Raw genomic sequence first — 15457 nt, forward strand, 5'->3', positions numbered from 1 at the left:
TCGCTTTCGTCGGTGTGTGTTGAAGCTGGTCAGCGAGATGGCGGGGGGTCTGCGGGCACGGTTGCCGGTGAAGGAGCGGCCGGCTCCCGGGCCGGTTCGGTGGGGCAGCTTCTGAAGGCGAGTACGGCGTTGTGGCCGCCGAAGCCGAAGGAATGGCTCAGGGCGAGGTCGACGGGCTGCGCCCGGCTGGTGCCGGTGACGGCGTTGATCTCGGTGTCTCCTTCCTGTTTCTCGAGGTTGGCCACGGGAGGCACCCGGCCGTGGGCCACGGACAGGGCGGTGATCGCCGCCTCGACCGCCCCGGCCGCGCCGAGCAGGTGGCCCAGGGTGCCCTTGACCGAGGTCACGGAGGGCTGGTGCGGGAAGAGGCGACGGATCAGACGGGCCTCGGCGGCGTCGTTGAGCGGGGTGCTGGTCCCGTGCGCGTTGATGTGCTGCACGTCCGCGGGGCGGGCGCCGGCGTCGTCGAGGGCCCGCCGCACGGCGAGGGCGGCGCCCTTGCCCTCGGGGTCGGGTGCCACGGGATGGTGGGCGTCGGACGATGCTCCGTAGCCCGCCAGCAGGGCGTAGCCGGGGCGTCCGCGGGCCCTGGCCGCACTCGCCGGCTCCAGGACCAGGGCCGCACCGCCCTCCGCCATGACGAAGCCGTCCCGGGCGGTGTCGAAGGGCCGGGAGGCGGCCCGCGGGTCGTGGCCGCGCCGGGACAGTGCGCCCATCCGGTCGAAGCCGGTGACCCAGAAGGGCTGTACGACCGCGTCGGAGGCCCCCGCGACGGCGATGTCGCAGGCCCCGGAGCGCAGGAGTTGCAGTGCGGTGCCGATGGCGGTGGCGCCGGAGGCGCAGGCGGTGACCGTGCACAGCGCCGGGCCCCGGGCCCGCAGGTGGATGGTGAGCTGTCCGGTGGCCATGTTGGGCAGGAACATCGGCAGCAGCAGCGGAGAGACGCGTGCCGCGCCCAGTTCGAGCTGCTTGCGGTGCTGTTCCAGCATGGTGCCGGTGCCGCCGGCCGAGCTGCCGAAGACCACCGCGACGCGGTCCGCGTCCCAGTCGGCCGGGTCCAGACCGGCGTCGGAGACCGCTTCCAGGGCGGCGTAGAGGGCGAACTGGGTGAAGCGGTCGTACTGCCAGGGGCGTGAGCCGGGGACATGACCGCGGGGGGAGAAGTCCGGTACCAGGCAGGCGAAGTCGACCGGGAGACCCTTGAGTTCCGGGACGCGCCGGGCGGTGGGGCGGCCCGCGCACACGCCGTCCCAGGTGGCTTCGCGGCCGGTACCGGCCGGAGTGACCAGGCCGATCCCGGTGACCGCGACGTCGGGTCGGGCGCCGGTCACCGCTCGACGGCCTCGGCGATGAGGGCGGCCACGCCGTCCAGGGTGAGGTCCGGGTCGGCCTCGCCGTCCTGTACCTCGATGCCGAGTTCCTCGGTGAGTACGACGAAGAGCTCCACCACCGCCAGCGAGTCGAGGTCCAGCTGCTCGAAGGTCGCGGTGGGGACGATGGCCTCGGGGGGCACTTCGAACTTGTTGCTGAGCACCGAGGCGAGCAGGTCGTAGGCGCGGCTGTGGGGTGTGGTGTCGGTGGTCATGTCAGGGGTGTCCTTTCCGGTCCGACGGGCGGTACCCCCGGGGTGGTGGGGGTCCGTGGTGGTGAGGGGCCGTGGTGGCGGGGGGCCGTGGTGGCGGGGGGCCGTGGTGGCGGGGGGGCCGTGGTGGCGGGTAGGCGGTCAGCCGAGCGCGGCCGGTGCCTCCAGCTCAGCCTTGACGTCCTTGAGCAGGGCCATCGCGTCCCTGCCGTTGACCACCCGGTGGTCGTAGACCAGACCGAGGTGGACGAACCGGTGGGTGCGAGGAGTGCCCTGCGCGTCCAGGAGCACCTGGTCGTCGACCGCGCCGATGGAGATCACGCAGGTCTGGCCCGGAAAGACGATGGGGGTGGCCAGGACCATGCCCTCGGTGGTGTGCGGGGCGACCATGATGTTGGCCCCGGCGAGTTCGGCGGCCTGGAACGTGCCCCGGAACGCCTTGCTCCTGAAGCCGGTCAGCAGGTCGGCGATCCGGTCGCCGCTCAGCTCGGCGGCGTCGTGCACCACCGGGGTGTACAGGCCTCGGCCCGCGTCCATGGTGACGCCCACATGGGCCCGTTCGCTCTCGCGTACCACGCCGTCGTCGGTGAGCGCGGCGAACATCAGGGGATGTGCCGCGTGCCGGCGCGCCACCGCCTTGATCAGCAGGACGGGCAGGGAGACGAAGCTGCCGGTGCGCTCGGACAGCTGCCGGGCCAGTTCCTCCGCCTTACCGACGTCGACCTTGGCGTAGGCGGCCGCGGCCGGAACGGTCCGCATCGACTCGGTCACCACCGCCCCCACCGTCCGCTGTCGCTTGGACAGTTGACGCTCGGGGGAGGCGGGCGCGGACACGGCCCGCCGCACCAGGGCCTCGACATCGGCCGTACGGATGACCGTGCGCCCGAGACCGCGCAGCTCGGCCTCTGACACGCCGTGGCGGTCGGCGAGCGCACGGGCCGCGTTGGTGATGCTCAGCTCCGCGCCGGAGGGTGCGGATGTCGCCGCCGGGGTGGCGGCCGACGCCCGGTAGCAGTCGCGTTCCTCGGCCGACTCGAAGAGGTAGGCGATGGTCTGCCCCGGCCTGCAGTCCTGGCCGTCACCGACGAGGACGTGCAGGATCCCGCGGCCGGTGCTCTCGATCTCCTCACTGGCCTTGGAGGTCTCCACGAGCGCCAGCGGCTCCTCGCCCTCGATGCTGCTGCCGTCGGGGACGAGCCACTCGACCAGGGTGTAGCTGGAGTCGTTCGTGTTGAGCGTGGGCAGCTCGATGCCGATCACTTCGTCGCCTCCATGATCGCGCGGTGGATGGTGGACGGCTGGAGCAGCACGTCGTGCTCCAGGTGTGCCGCGGTCGGTACGATGCTCGGCTCGGCGCTCAGCGGCAGTACCGGGCGGGCCAGCCGGCTCCACAGCTGCTCGTGGAGTTGCTGTGCGAGCAGCTCGCCCCACGTCCCGTCGGCCGTGGAGTCCTCCATGACACAGATGCGGTCGGCACGGGACAGCACCGGGAGCAGCGCCTTGCAGTCGAAGGGGTAGAGCTGGGAGGGCACCAGCAGTTCACACGTGATCTCCTCTTCGAGGAGCAGGGTGCGCAGGGCGGTGACGGCCCGTTCGGTGAGCCCGCCCGGGGCCAGGACGATCCAGTCGGGGGGCCCGCAATCCGGCGCGAACACCCGGGCGGTCTCGCAGGGATCGGCCAGCACCTCGTAGCGGAAGAGGTCGTCCACGACCCCCGCCTGGTACATGGCGCGGGTGTAGAGCACCTTGTCCTCGAAGAGCACGCCGGGCTCCTCGCGGTCGAGCATCGCGGTCAGTACGCGCTGGTTGTCGTGGAACGGGGAGACTTCCCGCAGGTGCAGCGAGGGAATGCCGAGGAAGTGCTTCTGCAGGCTCTGGCTGTGCGTCGGGCCGTACCCCCGGTTGCCGCCGGTGGGGCAGCGGACGACCATGCTCATCGGGACCTTGCGGCCGTACATCGACACGGACTTGGCGGCGAAGTTCAGCAGCGGGTCGAAGGCCAGTGCGGCGAAGTCCGAGAACATCATCTCGACCACGGACCGGTTGCCGGCCAGGGCCAGGCCCGCGCCCACGCCGGCGATGCCGCCTTCGCTCAGCGGTGAGGAGAGCACCCGGTCCGGGAAGCGGTCGGAGAGCCCCCGGGTCACCTTGAACGCCCCGCCGTAGGGGTCGGCGACGTCCTCGCCGATCAGATAAGTGCCGGGGTGGGCGCCGAGGAGGTGGTGCAGTGCGCTGTTGAGGTTCTCTGCCACGCGCTGGCGCCTGGTCATCGGGCCTCCCAACGGGATGCCGGACGCGCGCCGACCTCTCGGACGACGGCGTCGACGGCCTCGGCCTGTGCCTGGTCGGCGGCGGCGAACTGTGCGGGATGGTCCTGTCGGTAGCGGCGGTACCAGTCGTGCCGGGCGGCTCGCTCCCGGACCTCGGGCGGGCGGGTGTCGTCCCCCTTGCTGTGCGGGCCGACGCGGTGGGTGACGCACTCGACCACGTACGGCCGGTGCCGGTCGCGGACCTGCTCGACCACGGGGGCGAGGGCGGCCCGTACATCGGTGACGTCCACGGAGTCGATCCGCAGGTGCCCGACGCCGAAGGCCGCCGCCCGGGCCGCGACGGTGCCGGACATCTGCCGCTCGGTCGGTGTCGACTGGGCGATCCCGTTGTGCTCCACCACGACGAGCACCGGGACCTGCCATAGCTGCGCCATGTTGAGCGCCTCGTACACGGCGCCCTCGCCCCAGGTGCCGTCACCGATGTGGACCACCGCGATCCGGCCCGGCTCGGCCCGCTTCAGGTGCAGGCCGACTCCCACGGCGACGGGCAGGCTCTGGCCCTGTACGCCGGTCGACAGGTAGCGGTCGCGGTAGATGTGCTGGCTGCCGCCCACGCCGTGGCAGACGGCACCGGCCCGCCCCATGATCTCCGCGAGCAGACCGTGCGGGTCGTGGAAACGGGCCAGGTAGTGGCCGTGCCCGCGGTGGTTGCTGAAGACGTAATCGCCCTCGTCCAGCAGCGGGTAGAGCGCGACGGGGATGTACTCCTGGCCGAGGCAGGTGTGCGTGGTGCCGTGCAGCCGGCCCTGGGAGAACAGCTCCAGCACGGCCAGTTCGAAGTGGCGGATCATCAGCAGGGTGCCGAGATCGTCGTCGGACAGACGGGACAGGGGACGGGCCACGACACCGGCTTCGGGTTCGCCGGCGGGCCCGAGATCGACCGCTGGGGACGCGGACGTGACGTTCATGAGGTGCTCCTTACGGAAGTTCGACCACCTGGGCGCACCAGGTCAGCCCGGCACCGAAGCCCAGGAGCAGCGCCTTGTCGCCGGGCCGTACGGTGGCCGAGGCGAGCAGCGACTCCAGAGCCAGCGGGATGGACGCCGAACTGGTGTTGCCGTCGGTCACGATGCTGCGGGCGATCGCCACGTGCGCGGGGGGGCGCAGTCGGCGCACCATCGCGTCGATCAGCCGCCCGTTGCACTGGTGCGGCACGAAGGCGGCGATGTCGTCCCAGGTGAGCCCGGCCGCGTCGAGCGCGTCCCGGGCCACTTGCGGCATGTGCGAACCGAACCAGCGGACCACCCGGGTGCCGTCCATGTGCATGTACGGGCGGGCGGCGCCGGGTTTGGGCGGGGCGCTGGTCATCCAGGGCTCACCGGGGCCGTGGGTGCCCCACACCGCCGGTCCGATCCCGGCGTGCTCCGCGGCGCTGACCACCGCGGCCCCGGCGGCATCGCCGAAGACCATGACGGTCGCGCAGTCGTCGGGGTCGGTGATGTCGCTCAGCCGTTCCGCGGCGACGACCAGGACCTGCCGCGCCTGCTGTGCGGTGATGAGTCCGGAGGCCAGGGTCAGTCCGTAACCGAACCCGGCGCAACCGCCGTTGACGTCGAACCCGCCGGCTCGGCCGGCTCCGATGCGGTGGGTGAGACTGGCGGCCCGGCACGATGCCTGGCCGACGCTGCTGGCGGAGGAGAACACGACACAGTCCAGGTCCTCGGCGAGCACTCCCGCGTGCGCCAGGGCCTTGTCCGCCGCCTGCGCGGCCATCTCGACGAAGGTGTCGTCGGGGTCGGCCTTCAGCCTGGCCCGGATCCCGGTGATCTGCTCGATATAGCCGTCCTCGTGACCGAACCTGGTGTCGAGTTCGGCACTGGTGAGCAGACCACCGGGGCGGTAGACGCCGATGCCGGTCAGCCGTCCCGCGCCCCGGGCCATCAGCGGGCTCCGTCCGCCGCGGCGACGGCTGCCTGGCCGTTCACGTAGTCGAGGGTCCGCCGGACGGTGCGCAGGTCGTGCACCGCCTCGTCCGGGATGGGAACGCCGTAGCGCTCCTGGATCCGCTCGGCCAGTTCGATGACGGCCATCGAGTCGAACCCCAGCGATGTGAAAGGCGCGTCGGCCGACTGCTCCGAGAGCGCCCGGGCCGCTTCGGCGCCGGCGATCTCGGCCACCATCGCCGCCAGGTCTTCCAGGGTGAAAGGGGACATGCGGAAACTCCAGCTGATGAGATGCGGGGTGAGGTGACGGGAGGGAACGGGAAAAGAGGACCGCGCGTGGGTCACCGGGCGGGCAGCATGGTGTCGCGGCTCAGGTAGGCGAGCATCCTGCGGAAGTAGTCGGAGTCGAGCACGGGCGGGGCGCGGTGCACGGACGCCGCGGTGGGGCCGGTGGTGTCCTGCCCCGGACCCGGGATCATCTGCCGGAGGGTCTCGCCGGCCAGCCGCAGGGTGCTGCGGGGGACCTCGTCGCCCAGGTCGCGAAGCCGCTCCAGCCAGGTGTCGAACGGAACGAGCGGAAGGTCGACACCCGCGTCCGCGAAGCCCTGGAAGTACGACCGGAAGGGCAGCGGCTCGGGATCGATCACGTGGAACACCTGTCCTCGGGCACGCCGGCTCAGGGACAGGTCGACGATGGCGCGGCTGGTGAAGTCGACCGTGCCCACCGGCAGGAGACCGGGGTGGTCGGGGGCGCAGCCGGCGCGGATGCTCGCCGTCGTCAGGTGGACGAACCAGTCCGACCTCCCGACCAGGCCGGTACGCGAGTCCGCCAGGATCACACCGGGCCGGTGCACCATCGTGGGCGATCCACGGTCCGCGGCCTGCGTGACCAACTGCTCGGCGACCCATTTGGTGGCGGAGTAACCGGAGACACCGGTCCCGGCCTCTCGGGCCGCCGGGATCACCCCCATCGTCGAGATGTAATGCACGGGAATTCGGCGGGTCCGGGTCGCCAGTCTCAGAATTTCCAGGGTCCCCGACACGTTGCAGCCGCGCAGGATCTGGTAACTCGCCAGAAGATTGACCCAAGCGCCGCAGTGGTAAATGACGTCGATGCCGCGCGAGAGGTCCGAGAACGCCTCGTCGGTCAGGCCGAACCGCGGCTTCGCCAGGCTACCGGTCACAACGTCGATCCGGGACATGTGGTGCTCCGGCACATTCCGGGCGCGCAACTGACCGGCGAGCCGCTCCCGGGCCTGAGCCGCCGACTCCGCTCTTACCAGGCAATGAATTCGAGCGTCGGTTGCATCCAACAGGTCGGCGAGCAGGAAACCGCCGAGGAATCCCGTGGCTCCCGTCAGCAGAATTCTCTTCGGCGGCCCTTCAGAAACATCCGTCAGAGCCGACGCATCGATTTCCGCCGGAAGTCGCAAATCGTCGCTGATCGGAACACTGGCCATACCAACACCGCATTTCAGCACAGGCGAGATTCGGTCCTGCGCTGAACACTCCCCACACCTCACGAGGTCTATTACAGAAATCTTCCACCAGTGGGAGCGCAGGGCGCATCCTCTTGGCCGTCACCCGCGCCCGCACCCCCACAACGGGTGAGTAGGGCTCATTCATTCGAACAGGGCACGGCTCCGAATGGACGGCCGGGACGTACGCCCGGAGCGCGTTGCCGGTATCGCGCGCCGCCGGGTGCACGCCAACGTGCCTACACGGGAACGGCGTTGCCAAACGGGAGGCGGGGGGCGCGGGCGGCCCGAGCGTAAAGACAGATGAGACGGACACAGCCAACAGGTCGTGAGGCGAAGGTGGTTGATTCATGGCCGCAGGGCCCGAGATGCCGGAGGTCCCCGATCCCGCTGCAAGCGGGGCGAGTTCACACTCCGCTCCACCGGAGGGGTTGCCCGAGGCATGGCAGCCTCTGCTCGGCCGCCCGGCCCTCGCGGAGCTGCTCGGGCACCCCCTCGCGGGCGCCGCGCTGAAGGAGATGTGCCGGCTCCTGCCACCCCACGTCGCCGTGCACTCTCTGCGGACATTCCTGCTGGCCGACGCCTGTGCGCGGGCCCATGGGACCGCCTACGACCGAGTCGGCCTGCTGGCCGCCGCGGCGTTCCACGACACCGGGCTGGTAGGGCGCACTCCACTCGGTCGCGGTGGATTCCCCTACCGATCCGCCCAGTTGCTCGACCACTTCCTGACCCGGCACCAGGTGGGCGCGGTGCGGCGCACAACCCTCACGCGTGCGGTGCGCGAGCACATGCGGCCGTTCCCCGCTCGCGACGCCCGACCCGAGGCGCGGCTGCTGCACTTCGGCGTGTGGCTGGACGTCACCGGGCGCGGCGATCGGCAAGTGCCCGGTGACCGTCACCTGTTGGCCCAGCTGGCGCCCACCCCCGGGTTCGCCATGTCCTTCTCCGCCCGGGTGTTGGCCTGCGGGCTGCGCCGGGTGCTGCCGGGCTCACCGGTCACCCACCGGTGACCAGGGAACCCGGCGACTCGCCCTTCCCGTCGCGAAAGGAACCGCAGACATGCAAGAAGACCAGCGTGTTTTCGATGTCGCCATCGTCGGAGGCGGCATCGGCGGGACGATGCTGGGGACCGTACTCGCACGTCACGGCGTGCGAGTACTGCTGCTCGAAGGCAGCGGCCACCCCCGGTTCGCCATCGGAGAGTCCACCGTCCCCGAGACCACGTTCGGGCTCCGGGTCCTGGCCCGCCGCTACGACGTCCCCGAGCTCGAGCACCTGGCGACCAACGCGGCACTGCGCCGCCACGTGTCGTCGAACAGCGGGGTCAAGCGAAACTTCAGCTTCATCTACCACCGGGAAGGTGAGCCCACCCGGCCCGACGAGTGCACCCAGTACCCCACCTGGGGGCCTCCGCTCGGTCCCGACTCGCACTACTTCCGGCAGGACGTGGACGCGTACATGTTCCACGTCGCCGTGTCCTACGGCGTGACCGCGTACACCCACACCATGGTCGACGACGTGAAGTTCGAGGAGGACGGCGCCACTCTCGTCACCCGGGACCGGGGCACCTTCCGGGCTTCGTACGTGGTCGACGCCGGCGGCATGCGGGCGGTCCTGCCCGAGCGCCTCGGGCTGCGGCAGGAACCGCCCTACCGCACGAGGTCGCGCACGATCTTCACGCACATGGTGGACGTGCGCCCCTTCGACGCCGTGGCTCCGTCGCGTGAACAGCACGGCATGCCCAGCCCGTTCAGCCAGGGAACGCTCCACCACATGTTCCCCGGCGGATGGTTCTGGGTCATCCCGTTCGACAACCAGTCGACCAGCACCAACCAGTTGTGCAGTGTCGGCATCAATCTCGACCTCGACCAGCACCCCCGGCCGGAGGACATCTCGGCGGAGGAGGAGTTCTGGCGGTACGTGCGCCGATTCCCCAGTGTGGCCCGGCAGTTCGAGCGGGCGCGGGCGGTCCGGCCGTACGTGTCCACCGACCGCACCCAGTTCGCCTCGCAGAAGGTGGTCGGCGACCGGTGGTGTCTGCTGCCGCACGCCAGTGACTTCATCGACCCGCTCTTCTCCAGCGGTCTCGCCGTCACCGTGATGGCACTGAACGCGCTGAGCCACCGGCTGATCGACGCGGTGCGCCAGAACGACTTCGACACCTCCCGGTTCGCGTACCTGGACCACTGGACCAAGCGCATGTTCCGGTTCTACGACGACCTGGTGTCCTGCAGCTACATCGCGTTCGACGACTTCGACCTGTGGAACGCCTGGAACCGCGTGTGGACCATCACCACGCTGTACGGCACGAACGCCCAGAACCAGGTCGCCGTGACGTTCGAGAAGACGCACGACCCGGCCTGTTTCGACATGCTGGAGCAGCCGCCGTACCGAGGTCTGCAGGGTATGGACAACCCCTGGGTGGAGCGGATGTTCGACCAGTCGCGGGACGCCGTACTGGCCTACCGCGCGGGCGAGTTGACGAAGGAGCAGGCGATCGCGCGCATCTACGAGGTGCTGGGTGGCAGCGGCCTCGTCCCGGCGGTGTGGGGGACCCTGGACCCCGAGGACCGTTGTCCGGCCGGGGTGTTCACCCTCTGGCCGCTGATGAAGATCCTGCTGTGGGGCAAGTACCGCTCACCGCGGCACGTCCGGGGCTCCTACTTCACCGGCGGGGCGCGGCTGGTGGGCAAGGAAGCGGTCCAGGCGTTCACCACCGAGCTGAGCGCCGGCGGCTCCCAAGTGCAGCAGACCGTACGGGACATGTGGCTCAACTGGAACCGCGACTGGACGCGGCGGCCCGCCCCTCGGAAATGAGCACGGAAAAGCATTCCTGCCGACTGACGGAGGCGCATACTCCGGTTTGCCGCTCCAGGGTCTCGGGTAGGAAAACCACATGGCCGACAAATGAAAAGTCGGCCGCGGTTCTCCCTGCTCAATCCGAGAGACAACGGGCTGCAATCCACGATGGTGCGACATTCCACCTGCCAATCGCCCGCTGAATGCTCCTGGGAAGAAATCTTCCAGCATCAGGACCGCCTCATGCGGCTGGTTCGGCGAAGACTACCAAGTTTTCAGGACGCCGAGGACTGCGTTCAGGAAACCATGGCCCGGGCAGCCGCACACGCCGCGTTGGACAGGAATCGACTCGGTGCCTTTCTGACGTCCGTGGCGCTTCGCCTCTGCATCGACTTCTACCGTGACCTGGAGCGTCGCAGCAGGCTCATCCAGCGCGCGGCGCTCGCGGACACCCCCGGCACGACCGAGGATGACGTCTGCGACGAGGACTTCGGCAGATGGCTGCTCGGCCAGGTCCAACACCTGCGGGGGCGGGAGCAGGAGGTCATACTAGCCCGCGCCAAGGGTATTTCCACCGCAGAATTCGCCCGCATAAACGACATCTCCGTCAAGGCGGCCGAAGCCGCCTTCACCAGGGGCCGCGCACGATTGAAGAACGTCTGCGCGAAAGCCTTGGAAGGCTGCGCCCCATAACGCCCGGAACCCACGCACCTCCATCACAGAGAAACGGAAGAGGACCACACTCATGGGCAAAAGCAAGAACATCCAAGACATCTTCAAGGATCTGGTCGGTGATATGACCGACAGCTGGAAGGAGGCTTTCGACGACCTCCTGAACCGAGACGACGACTCGGGATCGTCGCGTGGCTCCGGCAATGCCGTCAACACGCTGGCCGGGCTGCCCCCGAACGCCCTCGCCGCACTGGCCGGGGCCGTCAACCCGGCCACCGCGCTCGCGGGTGTCGCCAATCCGATGGCCGCCCTCAGCGGGATCGGCGCAGCCGGCAACCCGCTCGCCGGCCTCGCCTCGGGGGCCGCGGGCCCGCTGGGGAACATCGCGGGCGCGGCACAGAACCCCCTGGCCGCGCTCACCGGGGCCGCGGGCGGCGGCAACCCGCTCGCGGCCGCGCTGGGCGGGGCGGGCAACCCCCTGGCCGCGCTGGGCGGGGCGGCCAATCCACTCGCCGCGGTCGGCGGCGCGGCCGGTGCGCTCGGCGGGCTCGGTCAGCTCGCCGGAGGCCTCGGACACGCGGCGAGCGGGGCGGGCGACCTGATGGCCCTCCCGTCCCAGCTCGCCCAGCTCACCCAGGTGCTCCCCAAGCTCCTGGAGGCGGTGCAGGGCCTGCAGAACCTGACCAACCTGCCGGCCCAGGCCGGTCAGCAGGGGCTGGCGGCCCTGCAGGGTCTGACCGGTCAGCAGGGGCAGGGCGCAAAGCCGTCCCAGGGCGGACAGTCCTCGACCTCGCGCTGACCGGCCGTGCCACCGTCCCGTCCGGCCGTCTTCGCGGTGCACGCCGACCGCCGTTCCGTACCCGGGTCCCGATCTGAGGAGGATCACACACGATGACGTCTGTCGTCGGCGATCGGCTGCGTCTCGTGGTCAGGGTCCTGGGCGGCCTCGTGGCCGACGAGGTGGGACAGGCGGCCCGGCTGCGGAGGCGTACGAAGCGGGACACGCGGTCCCCGGCGGAGGACACCGATGTCTCCGCCGGGTCCGCGGCCGCCACCGCCGGGGCGGAGCAGCGCCGCGCCAAGGCGGTCCGGCACGCCCTGGAGAGCCTCGGTCCCTTCTATGTGAAACTCGGCCAGGTCCTCTCCACCCGGCCCGACATGGTCCCCCAGTCCATCCGGGACGAACTGCAGAACCTGCACGACGAGGTCGACGTCCAGCCGTTCTCGGAGTTCGAGCCGGTACTGGCCCGGGACCTCGGGCCGAACTGGAAGCTGCGCTTCGACGACATCGAGACCGTCGCACCGCTCGGGGCGGCGTCCCTCGCCCAGGTCTACCGCGTGACGCTGCCCGGCGGGCGCGCGGCCGTGGTGAAGATCCAGCGGCCCGGCATCCGCGAGGGCGTACTCGCGGACATGGCCCTGATGCGCCGGGCGTCGAAGATCGTGGCCCGCGTCGCGCCCCGGTTCAACGAGGTCATCGACATCGAGGCGATGCTCGGCTCGGTCTTCGACGCCATGGAGCCGGAGCTGGACTTCACCGGCGAGGCCCGCAACATGGACGAGGCCCGCGGGCACGTCCGGTCGTTCCCTTCGCTGGAGGTGCCCCGCGTACTGCACGCCAGCCCCCGTGTCCTCGTCCAGTCGCTGGCCGACGGGAAGTCGGTGCGGCACGTCGACCGCGCCCACTTCACGGACGACGAGCGCGTGGAGATCGGCAAGGACCTGCTGCGGTTCATGTACCACGGGTACTTCGTCCATCGCTTCTTCCACGCCGACCCGCACGCCGGCAACGTCTTCGCCGCTCCCGGCGGACCCGCGACGCTGATCGACTGGGGCATGGTCGGCCGCCTGGACCGCAGGACCAGTCTTCAGCTGCTGCCGCTGTTCATGACCTTGGCGCAGAACGACGGGGCCGGGGTGGCGCAGCACTGGGCGGAGATGGGCCGGATGACGCCGTGGGCCAACATGCCCGCGTTCGCCGCCGACATGGCCGCGTTCGTGCCCAAGGTCTCCCACCTCTCACTGGAGGACATGAACTTCGGCGTCGCGCTCACCACCGTGCTGGCCAAGGCGACCAAGCGCGGGATCGGTTCGCCGCCGGCCGTCTCACTGCTGGGCAAGTCCTTCGCGAACCTCGACGGTTCGGTGCGGTGCCTGGCTCCCGAGATCACGCTGCCCGAGGTGTTCCAGGGGGAGGTACCGAAGATCCTGTTCGCGCTGGGCCGCGAGTTCCTCGGCCGCAACCAGTTCGCCCGGAACTCCATGGAGCTGCTGCTGGCCGCCGTCACCAGTCCCGAACAGCTCCGGGGCGTCCTCTCCGACGTGGCCAACCGTCAGTTCGCACTGAACATCCACGAGCCGCGCACCCCCGCCGCGATGGGCGGCCAGCGGCCCACCCGCCCCTCGGGAAGCCTGCTCGCGCTGGGTGCCGCGGCCTTCCTGCTGGGCCGTCGCCGCTCCGGATGATCCGGGCCCGCACAGCCACCCCGCCCCACCTCAAGGAGATCCCATGCCGGAATCCACACGTCCGCAGTCGCCGTTCGCGCCGCCCGCCGCGGCCCCGGGCGGCATTCCACGCGCGGCGCTCTGGACGGCCGCCGCGCACACGGCGGAAAGCCTCCGGCCCTCGCCGCTCGTCCGCGACCCGTGGGCCGCCGACTTCCTCCACTCGGCCGGGTTCGACGGGGGCCCGCCCGGTGACGGACCGATGCAGCGCCTGCTGCCCGACTATCAGGTGGTACGCACCCGCTTCTTCGACGACTACCTTCTCGCCGCGACCCGTTCGGGCTGCCGCCAGGTGGTGCTGCTCGGCGCCGGCCTGGACGCCCGTGCCTTCCGGCTCGACTGGCCGACCGGGGTGCACGTCTTCGAGGTGGAGGACGCGACCGTACATGCCTTCAAGGAACGGGTACTGGACTTGAGCCGGCCCTCCTGCGGACGCCGCACCGTCGTCGACGCCGACGGCACAGCATCCTGGAGAGAGGAACTCAGGGCGGCGGGATTCGATCCCGGCAGGCCCACCGCATGGCTCTGCGAGGCACCCTTGTACTTCCTCCGGCCCCCGGAGGTCGAGGCCGTCGTCGCCGCGATGACCGAACTCTCCGCGCCCGGCAGCATGTTCGGCGCCGAGTGCGTGAACTCCGCGACCATGTCCTCCCCGCTCGTCGCGCCCTTCATGGACGCCCTGTCGACGATCGGACTGGCCTGGAACTGGCAGCTCGCCGAGCCGGAGCGCTGGTGGGCGGAGCACGGCTGGGACGCGGGGGTCGCCGACCTGTTCACGCTGCCGTACGCGGTCGAGCGCCTCTCCCCGTATCTGCCGCTGATCGGCACGGCCGCCGCGGAGAGCGTCTTCCTCATCACCGGAACGCTGCGCGGCACCCTCTGACACGGCACCACGCGCAGGCCCCGGACGATGCGTCCGGGGCCTGCGCGTGGTGCCGTGGCTACGGCCGCTCCAACTCCAGCAGCGCGGCGAGCCACAGGTCGGGAAGTTCGTCCGCGGTCGCCAGGGCCTCGTCGTGAACGACGGTCAGGCACGCGGTGTCGTGCTGGCTCGTCAGCGTCGTCACACACCGGATGCCCGACGCGACGCCGGCGAAGGCGGCCACGCGACGGGCCGTGACCCCCTGGTGGACCAGGGCCGTGCCGAAGTTCACGCTGCTCACCGGGCCGGCCACGAACGCCCCGCGGACCAGGCGGGTTCCGACGGTGGCACCGAGCGTCCGCGGGGTCGCGGCCAGCAGCAGGCGCATGGCGTCGCGCCGCCGGCTCTCCCGCAGCCGGCCCGTGCGGGCGACGACCCGGGCCAGGGCCCGCTGGGGTGACTCCTCGTCGCAGGGCAGCAGCAGCCGGGCGGTGACCATGCGGTTGCCCGGGGCGTACTCCTCCCCCGGGGCCCGGACCGACATCGGGATCGACACGGGCAGCGGCGGATGGGCCGAGCCGGTGTCCTTCAGGTACCAGGTGCGGACGGCGTGGGACAGAGCCGCGAGGTAGACGTCCGTGACCGTGCCGCCGTGGGCGCGGGCGATGGCGCGCAGCCGGGCCAGCGGGGTTTCGGCGTGGCAGACGTCGAAGCGGCCCGTGAATTCTCCGTCGAACGCGGGTTTCGGGGTGGGCGCCCGGAAGGCGGCCACCACCTCGCCCAGGGCGTCCGCGAGGCCGTGTGCGGTGGGCCGGGCGGGATGCTGTGGGGCCGGTCCGCCCCCGGGGTGGTCTCCGAGGAGGGCGCGGGCCGTGTAGGCGGCGCCCATGCCGTCCTGGAAGGTGTGGTCGGTTCGGTAGACCAGGGTGTGGTGGCCCGCCGGGCCGTGGACCAGCCACACGTCCCACGGCGGCCGGTCGTCCTCACTCATCGGCCGGGACAGCATCAGGCGGCTGGTCGCCGACCCGTCGGTGTCCTCGGGCAGCCACGCCTCGTGCACATGCCGGTCCACCGCGATCCGGTCCACGCGCCGAAACTTTTTGCGGTCACGTGCGATGCGGTAGCGCAACGTCGGGACGTGGTGGGAGCGTTCGGCGACCCGCGCGCGTACGGAGTCCAGGGTGGGGGCACGGCCTTCGAACCCGAACGTGAGCGCGAGGGGGATGGGGCTGCCGCCCGCCGCCAGGTGGAAGGCGACATCTGCGGTTCCCATGGACGGGGACGACGGCAGGCGGCCGTCCGTACCGAAGTCGGGTCGCATGGTGGAACCTCCTGGTCGGATTCTG

The 15457-nt window shown here is 70.8% G+C and carries 15 protein-coding genes; 6 read left to right on the top strand and 9 right to left on the bottom strand.

Annotation, left to right across the window (positions count from 1 at the left end; translation table 11 throughout):
• Positions 1 to 29: 29 nt before the first annotated feature.
• From ACFIF2_RS11100 to ACFIF2_RS11135, 8 genes are all read right to left on the bottom strand, one after another.
• A complete protein-coding gene (locus ACFIF2_RS11100; protein WP_395572390.1) occupies positions 30 to 1331 on the bottom strand; it encodes a beta-ketoacyl-[acyl-carrier-protein] synthase family protein in 1302 nt (433 codons plus the stop codon).
• Positions 1328 to 1585 carry an acyl carrier protein gene (locus tag ACFIF2_RS11105; protein WP_395572391.1) on the bottom strand — a complete coding sequence of 86 codons (258 nt, stop codon included), beginning with the start codon at positions 1583 to 1585 and terminating at the stop codon, positions 1328 to 1330. Before ACFIF2_RS11105 ends, ACFIF2_RS11100 begins: the two co-directional genes overlap by 4 nt.
• Before the next feature lie 138 nt (positions 1586 to 1723).
• Positions 1724 to 2842, bottom strand: coding sequence for a 2-oxo acid dehydrogenase subunit E2 (locus ACFIF2_RS11110; protein ID WP_395572392.1), 1119 nt, complete (start codon positions 2840 to 2842; stop codon positions 1724 to 1726).
• Entirely contained in the window at positions 2839 to 3852 is a 1014-nt protein-coding gene (locus tag ACFIF2_RS11115; RefSeq protein ID WP_395572393.1) for an alpha-ketoacid dehydrogenase subunit beta, read from the bottom strand. Before ACFIF2_RS11115 ends, ACFIF2_RS11110 begins: the two co-directional genes overlap by 4 nt.
• Positions 3849 to 4820, bottom strand: coding sequence for a thiamine pyrophosphate-dependent dehydrogenase E1 component subunit alpha (locus ACFIF2_RS11120; protein ID WP_395572394.1), 972 nt, complete (start codon positions 4818 to 4820; stop codon positions 3849 to 3851). The genes ACFIF2_RS11115 and ACFIF2_RS11120 overlap by 4 nt, the downstream gene beginning before the upstream one ends.
• Before the next feature lie 10 nt (positions 4821 to 4830).
• On the bottom strand, positions 4831 to 5793 hold the full coding sequence (locus tag ACFIF2_RS11125) for a ketoacyl-ACP synthase III (RefSeq protein WP_395572395.1): 963 nt from the start codon (positions 5791 to 5793) through the stop codon (positions 4831 to 4833).
• Positions 5793 to 6065, bottom strand: a complete 273-nt coding sequence (locus ACFIF2_RS11130) for an acyl carrier protein (RefSeq protein WP_104636098.1) — start codon at positions 6063 to 6065, stop codon at positions 5793 to 5795. Before ACFIF2_RS11130 ends, ACFIF2_RS11125 begins: the two co-directional genes overlap by 1 nt.
• A gap of 71 nt (positions 6066 to 6136) precedes the next feature.
• A complete protein-coding gene (locus tag ACFIF2_RS11135; RefSeq protein ID WP_395572396.1) occupies positions 6137 to 7255 on the bottom strand; it encodes a thioester reductase domain-containing protein in 1119 nt (372 codons plus the stop codon).
• A 368-nt stretch (positions 7256 to 7623) separates the two neighbouring features.
• On the opposite strand from ACFIF2_RS11135, the gene ACFIF2_RS11140 reads away from it, so the two are divergent.
• The 6 genes from ACFIF2_RS11140 to ACFIF2_RS11165 all read left to right on the top strand — a co-directional run bounded on the left by ACFIF2_RS11140 (position 7624) and on the right by ACFIF2_RS11165 (position 14132).
• Positions 7624 to 8283, top strand: coding sequence for an HD domain-containing protein (locus ACFIF2_RS11140; RefSeq protein WP_395572397.1), 660 nt, complete (start codon positions 7624 to 7626; stop codon positions 8281 to 8283).
• A 49-nt stretch (positions 8284 to 8332) separates the two neighbouring features.
• Entirely contained in the window at positions 8333 to 10090 is a 1758-nt protein-coding gene (locus tag ACFIF2_RS11145; RefSeq protein WP_395572398.1) for an NAD(P)/FAD-dependent oxidoreductase, read from the top strand.
• A gap of 90 nt (positions 10091 to 10180) precedes the next feature.
• Positions 10181 to 10765, top strand: a complete 585-nt coding sequence (locus ACFIF2_RS11150; RefSeq protein WP_395572399.1) for an RNA polymerase sigma factor — start codon at positions 10181 to 10183, stop codon at positions 10763 to 10765.
• Positions 10766 to 10817: 52 nt separating this feature from the next.
• On the top strand, positions 10818 to 11543 hold the full coding sequence (locus ACFIF2_RS11155) for a hypothetical protein (protein ID WP_395572400.1): 726 nt from the start codon (positions 10818 to 10820) through the stop codon (positions 11541 to 11543).
• 92 nt (positions 11544 to 11635) lie between these two features.
• On the top strand, positions 11636 to 13210 hold the full coding sequence (locus tag ACFIF2_RS11160; protein ID WP_395572401.1) for an ABC1 kinase family protein: 1575 nt from the start codon (positions 11636 to 11638) through the stop codon (positions 13208 to 13210).
• A gap of 43 nt (positions 13211 to 13253) precedes the next feature.
• On the top strand, positions 13254 to 14132 hold the full coding sequence (locus ACFIF2_RS11165; RefSeq protein ID WP_395572402.1) for an SAM-dependent methyltransferase: 879 nt from the start codon (positions 13254 to 13256) through the stop codon (positions 14130 to 14132).
• A gap of 58 nt (positions 14133 to 14190) precedes the next feature.
• Here the strand turns inward: ACFIF2_RS11165 and ACFIF2_RS11170 are convergent, their stop codons facing one another.
• The gene (locus ACFIF2_RS11170; RefSeq protein WP_395572403.1) at positions 14191 to 15432 is read right to left on the bottom strand and encodes a wax ester/triacylglycerol synthase domain-containing protein; all 1242 of its coding nucleotides are present in this window, start codon (positions 15430 to 15432) and stop codon (positions 14191 to 14193) included.
• Positions 15433 to 15457 lie beyond the last annotated feature (25 nt).

Source organism: Streptomyces sp. BK79 (genome assembly GCF_044142145.1).
Classification (GTDB): Bacteria; Actinomycetota; Actinomycetes; order Streptomycetales; family Streptomycetaceae; genus Streptomyces.

What these genes read in the sequence shown, in the direction of transcription:
- ACFIF2_RS11160 (WP_395572401.1), top strand. Translation starts at nt 11,636, where the DNA reads ATGACGTCTGTCGTCGGCGATCGGCTGCGTCTCGTGGTCAGGGTCCTG.
- ACFIF2_RS11165 (WP_395572402.1), top strand. Translation starts at nt 13,254, where the DNA reads ATGCCGGAATCCACACGTCCGCAGTCGCCGTTCGCGCCGCCCGCCGCG.
- ACFIF2_RS11140 (WP_395572397.1), top strand. Translation starts at nt 7,624, where the DNA reads ATGGCCGCAGGGCCCGAGATGCCGGAGGTCCCCGATCCCGCTGCAAGC.
- ACFIF2_RS11105 (WP_395572391.1), bottom strand. Translation starts at nt 1,585, where the DNA reads ATGACCACCGACACCACACCCCACAGCCGCGCCTACGACCTGCTCGCC.
- ACFIF2_RS11155 (WP_395572400.1), top strand. Translation starts at nt 10,818, where the DNA reads ATGGGCAAAAGCAAGAACATCCAAGACATCTTCAAGGATCTGGTCGGT.
- ACFIF2_RS11115 (WP_395572393.1), bottom strand. Translation starts at nt 3,852, where the DNA reads ATGACCAGGCGCCAGCGCGTGGCAGAGAACCTCAACAGCGCACTGCAC.
- ACFIF2_RS11130 (WP_104636098.1), bottom strand. Translation starts at nt 6,065, where the DNA reads ATGTCCCCTTTCACCCTGGAAGACCTGGCGGCGATGGTGGCCGAGATC.
- ACFIF2_RS11125 (WP_395572395.1), bottom strand. Translation starts at nt 5,793, where the DNA reads ATGGCCCGGGGCGCGGGACGGCTGACCGGCATCGGCGTCTACCGCCCC.
- ACFIF2_RS11135 (WP_395572396.1), bottom strand. Translation starts at nt 7,255, where the DNA reads ATGGCCAGTGTTCCGATCAGCGACGATTTGCGACTTCCGGCGGAAATC.
- ACFIF2_RS11170 (WP_395572403.1), bottom strand. Translation starts at nt 15,432, where the DNA reads ATGCGACCCGACTTCGGTACGGACGGCCGCCTGCCGTCGTCCCCGTCC.
- ACFIF2_RS11145 (WP_395572398.1), top strand. Translation starts at nt 8,333, where the DNA reads ATGCAAGAAGACCAGCGTGTTTTCGATGTCGCCATCGTCGGAGGCGGC.
- ACFIF2_RS11150 (WP_395572399.1), top strand. Translation starts at nt 10,181, where the DNA reads ATGAAAAGTCGGCCGCGGTTCTCCCTGCTCAATCCGAGAGACAACGGG.
- ACFIF2_RS11120 (WP_395572394.1), bottom strand. Translation starts at nt 4,820, where the DNA reads ATGAACGTCACGTCCGCGTCCCCAGCGGTCGATCTCGGGCCCGCCGGC.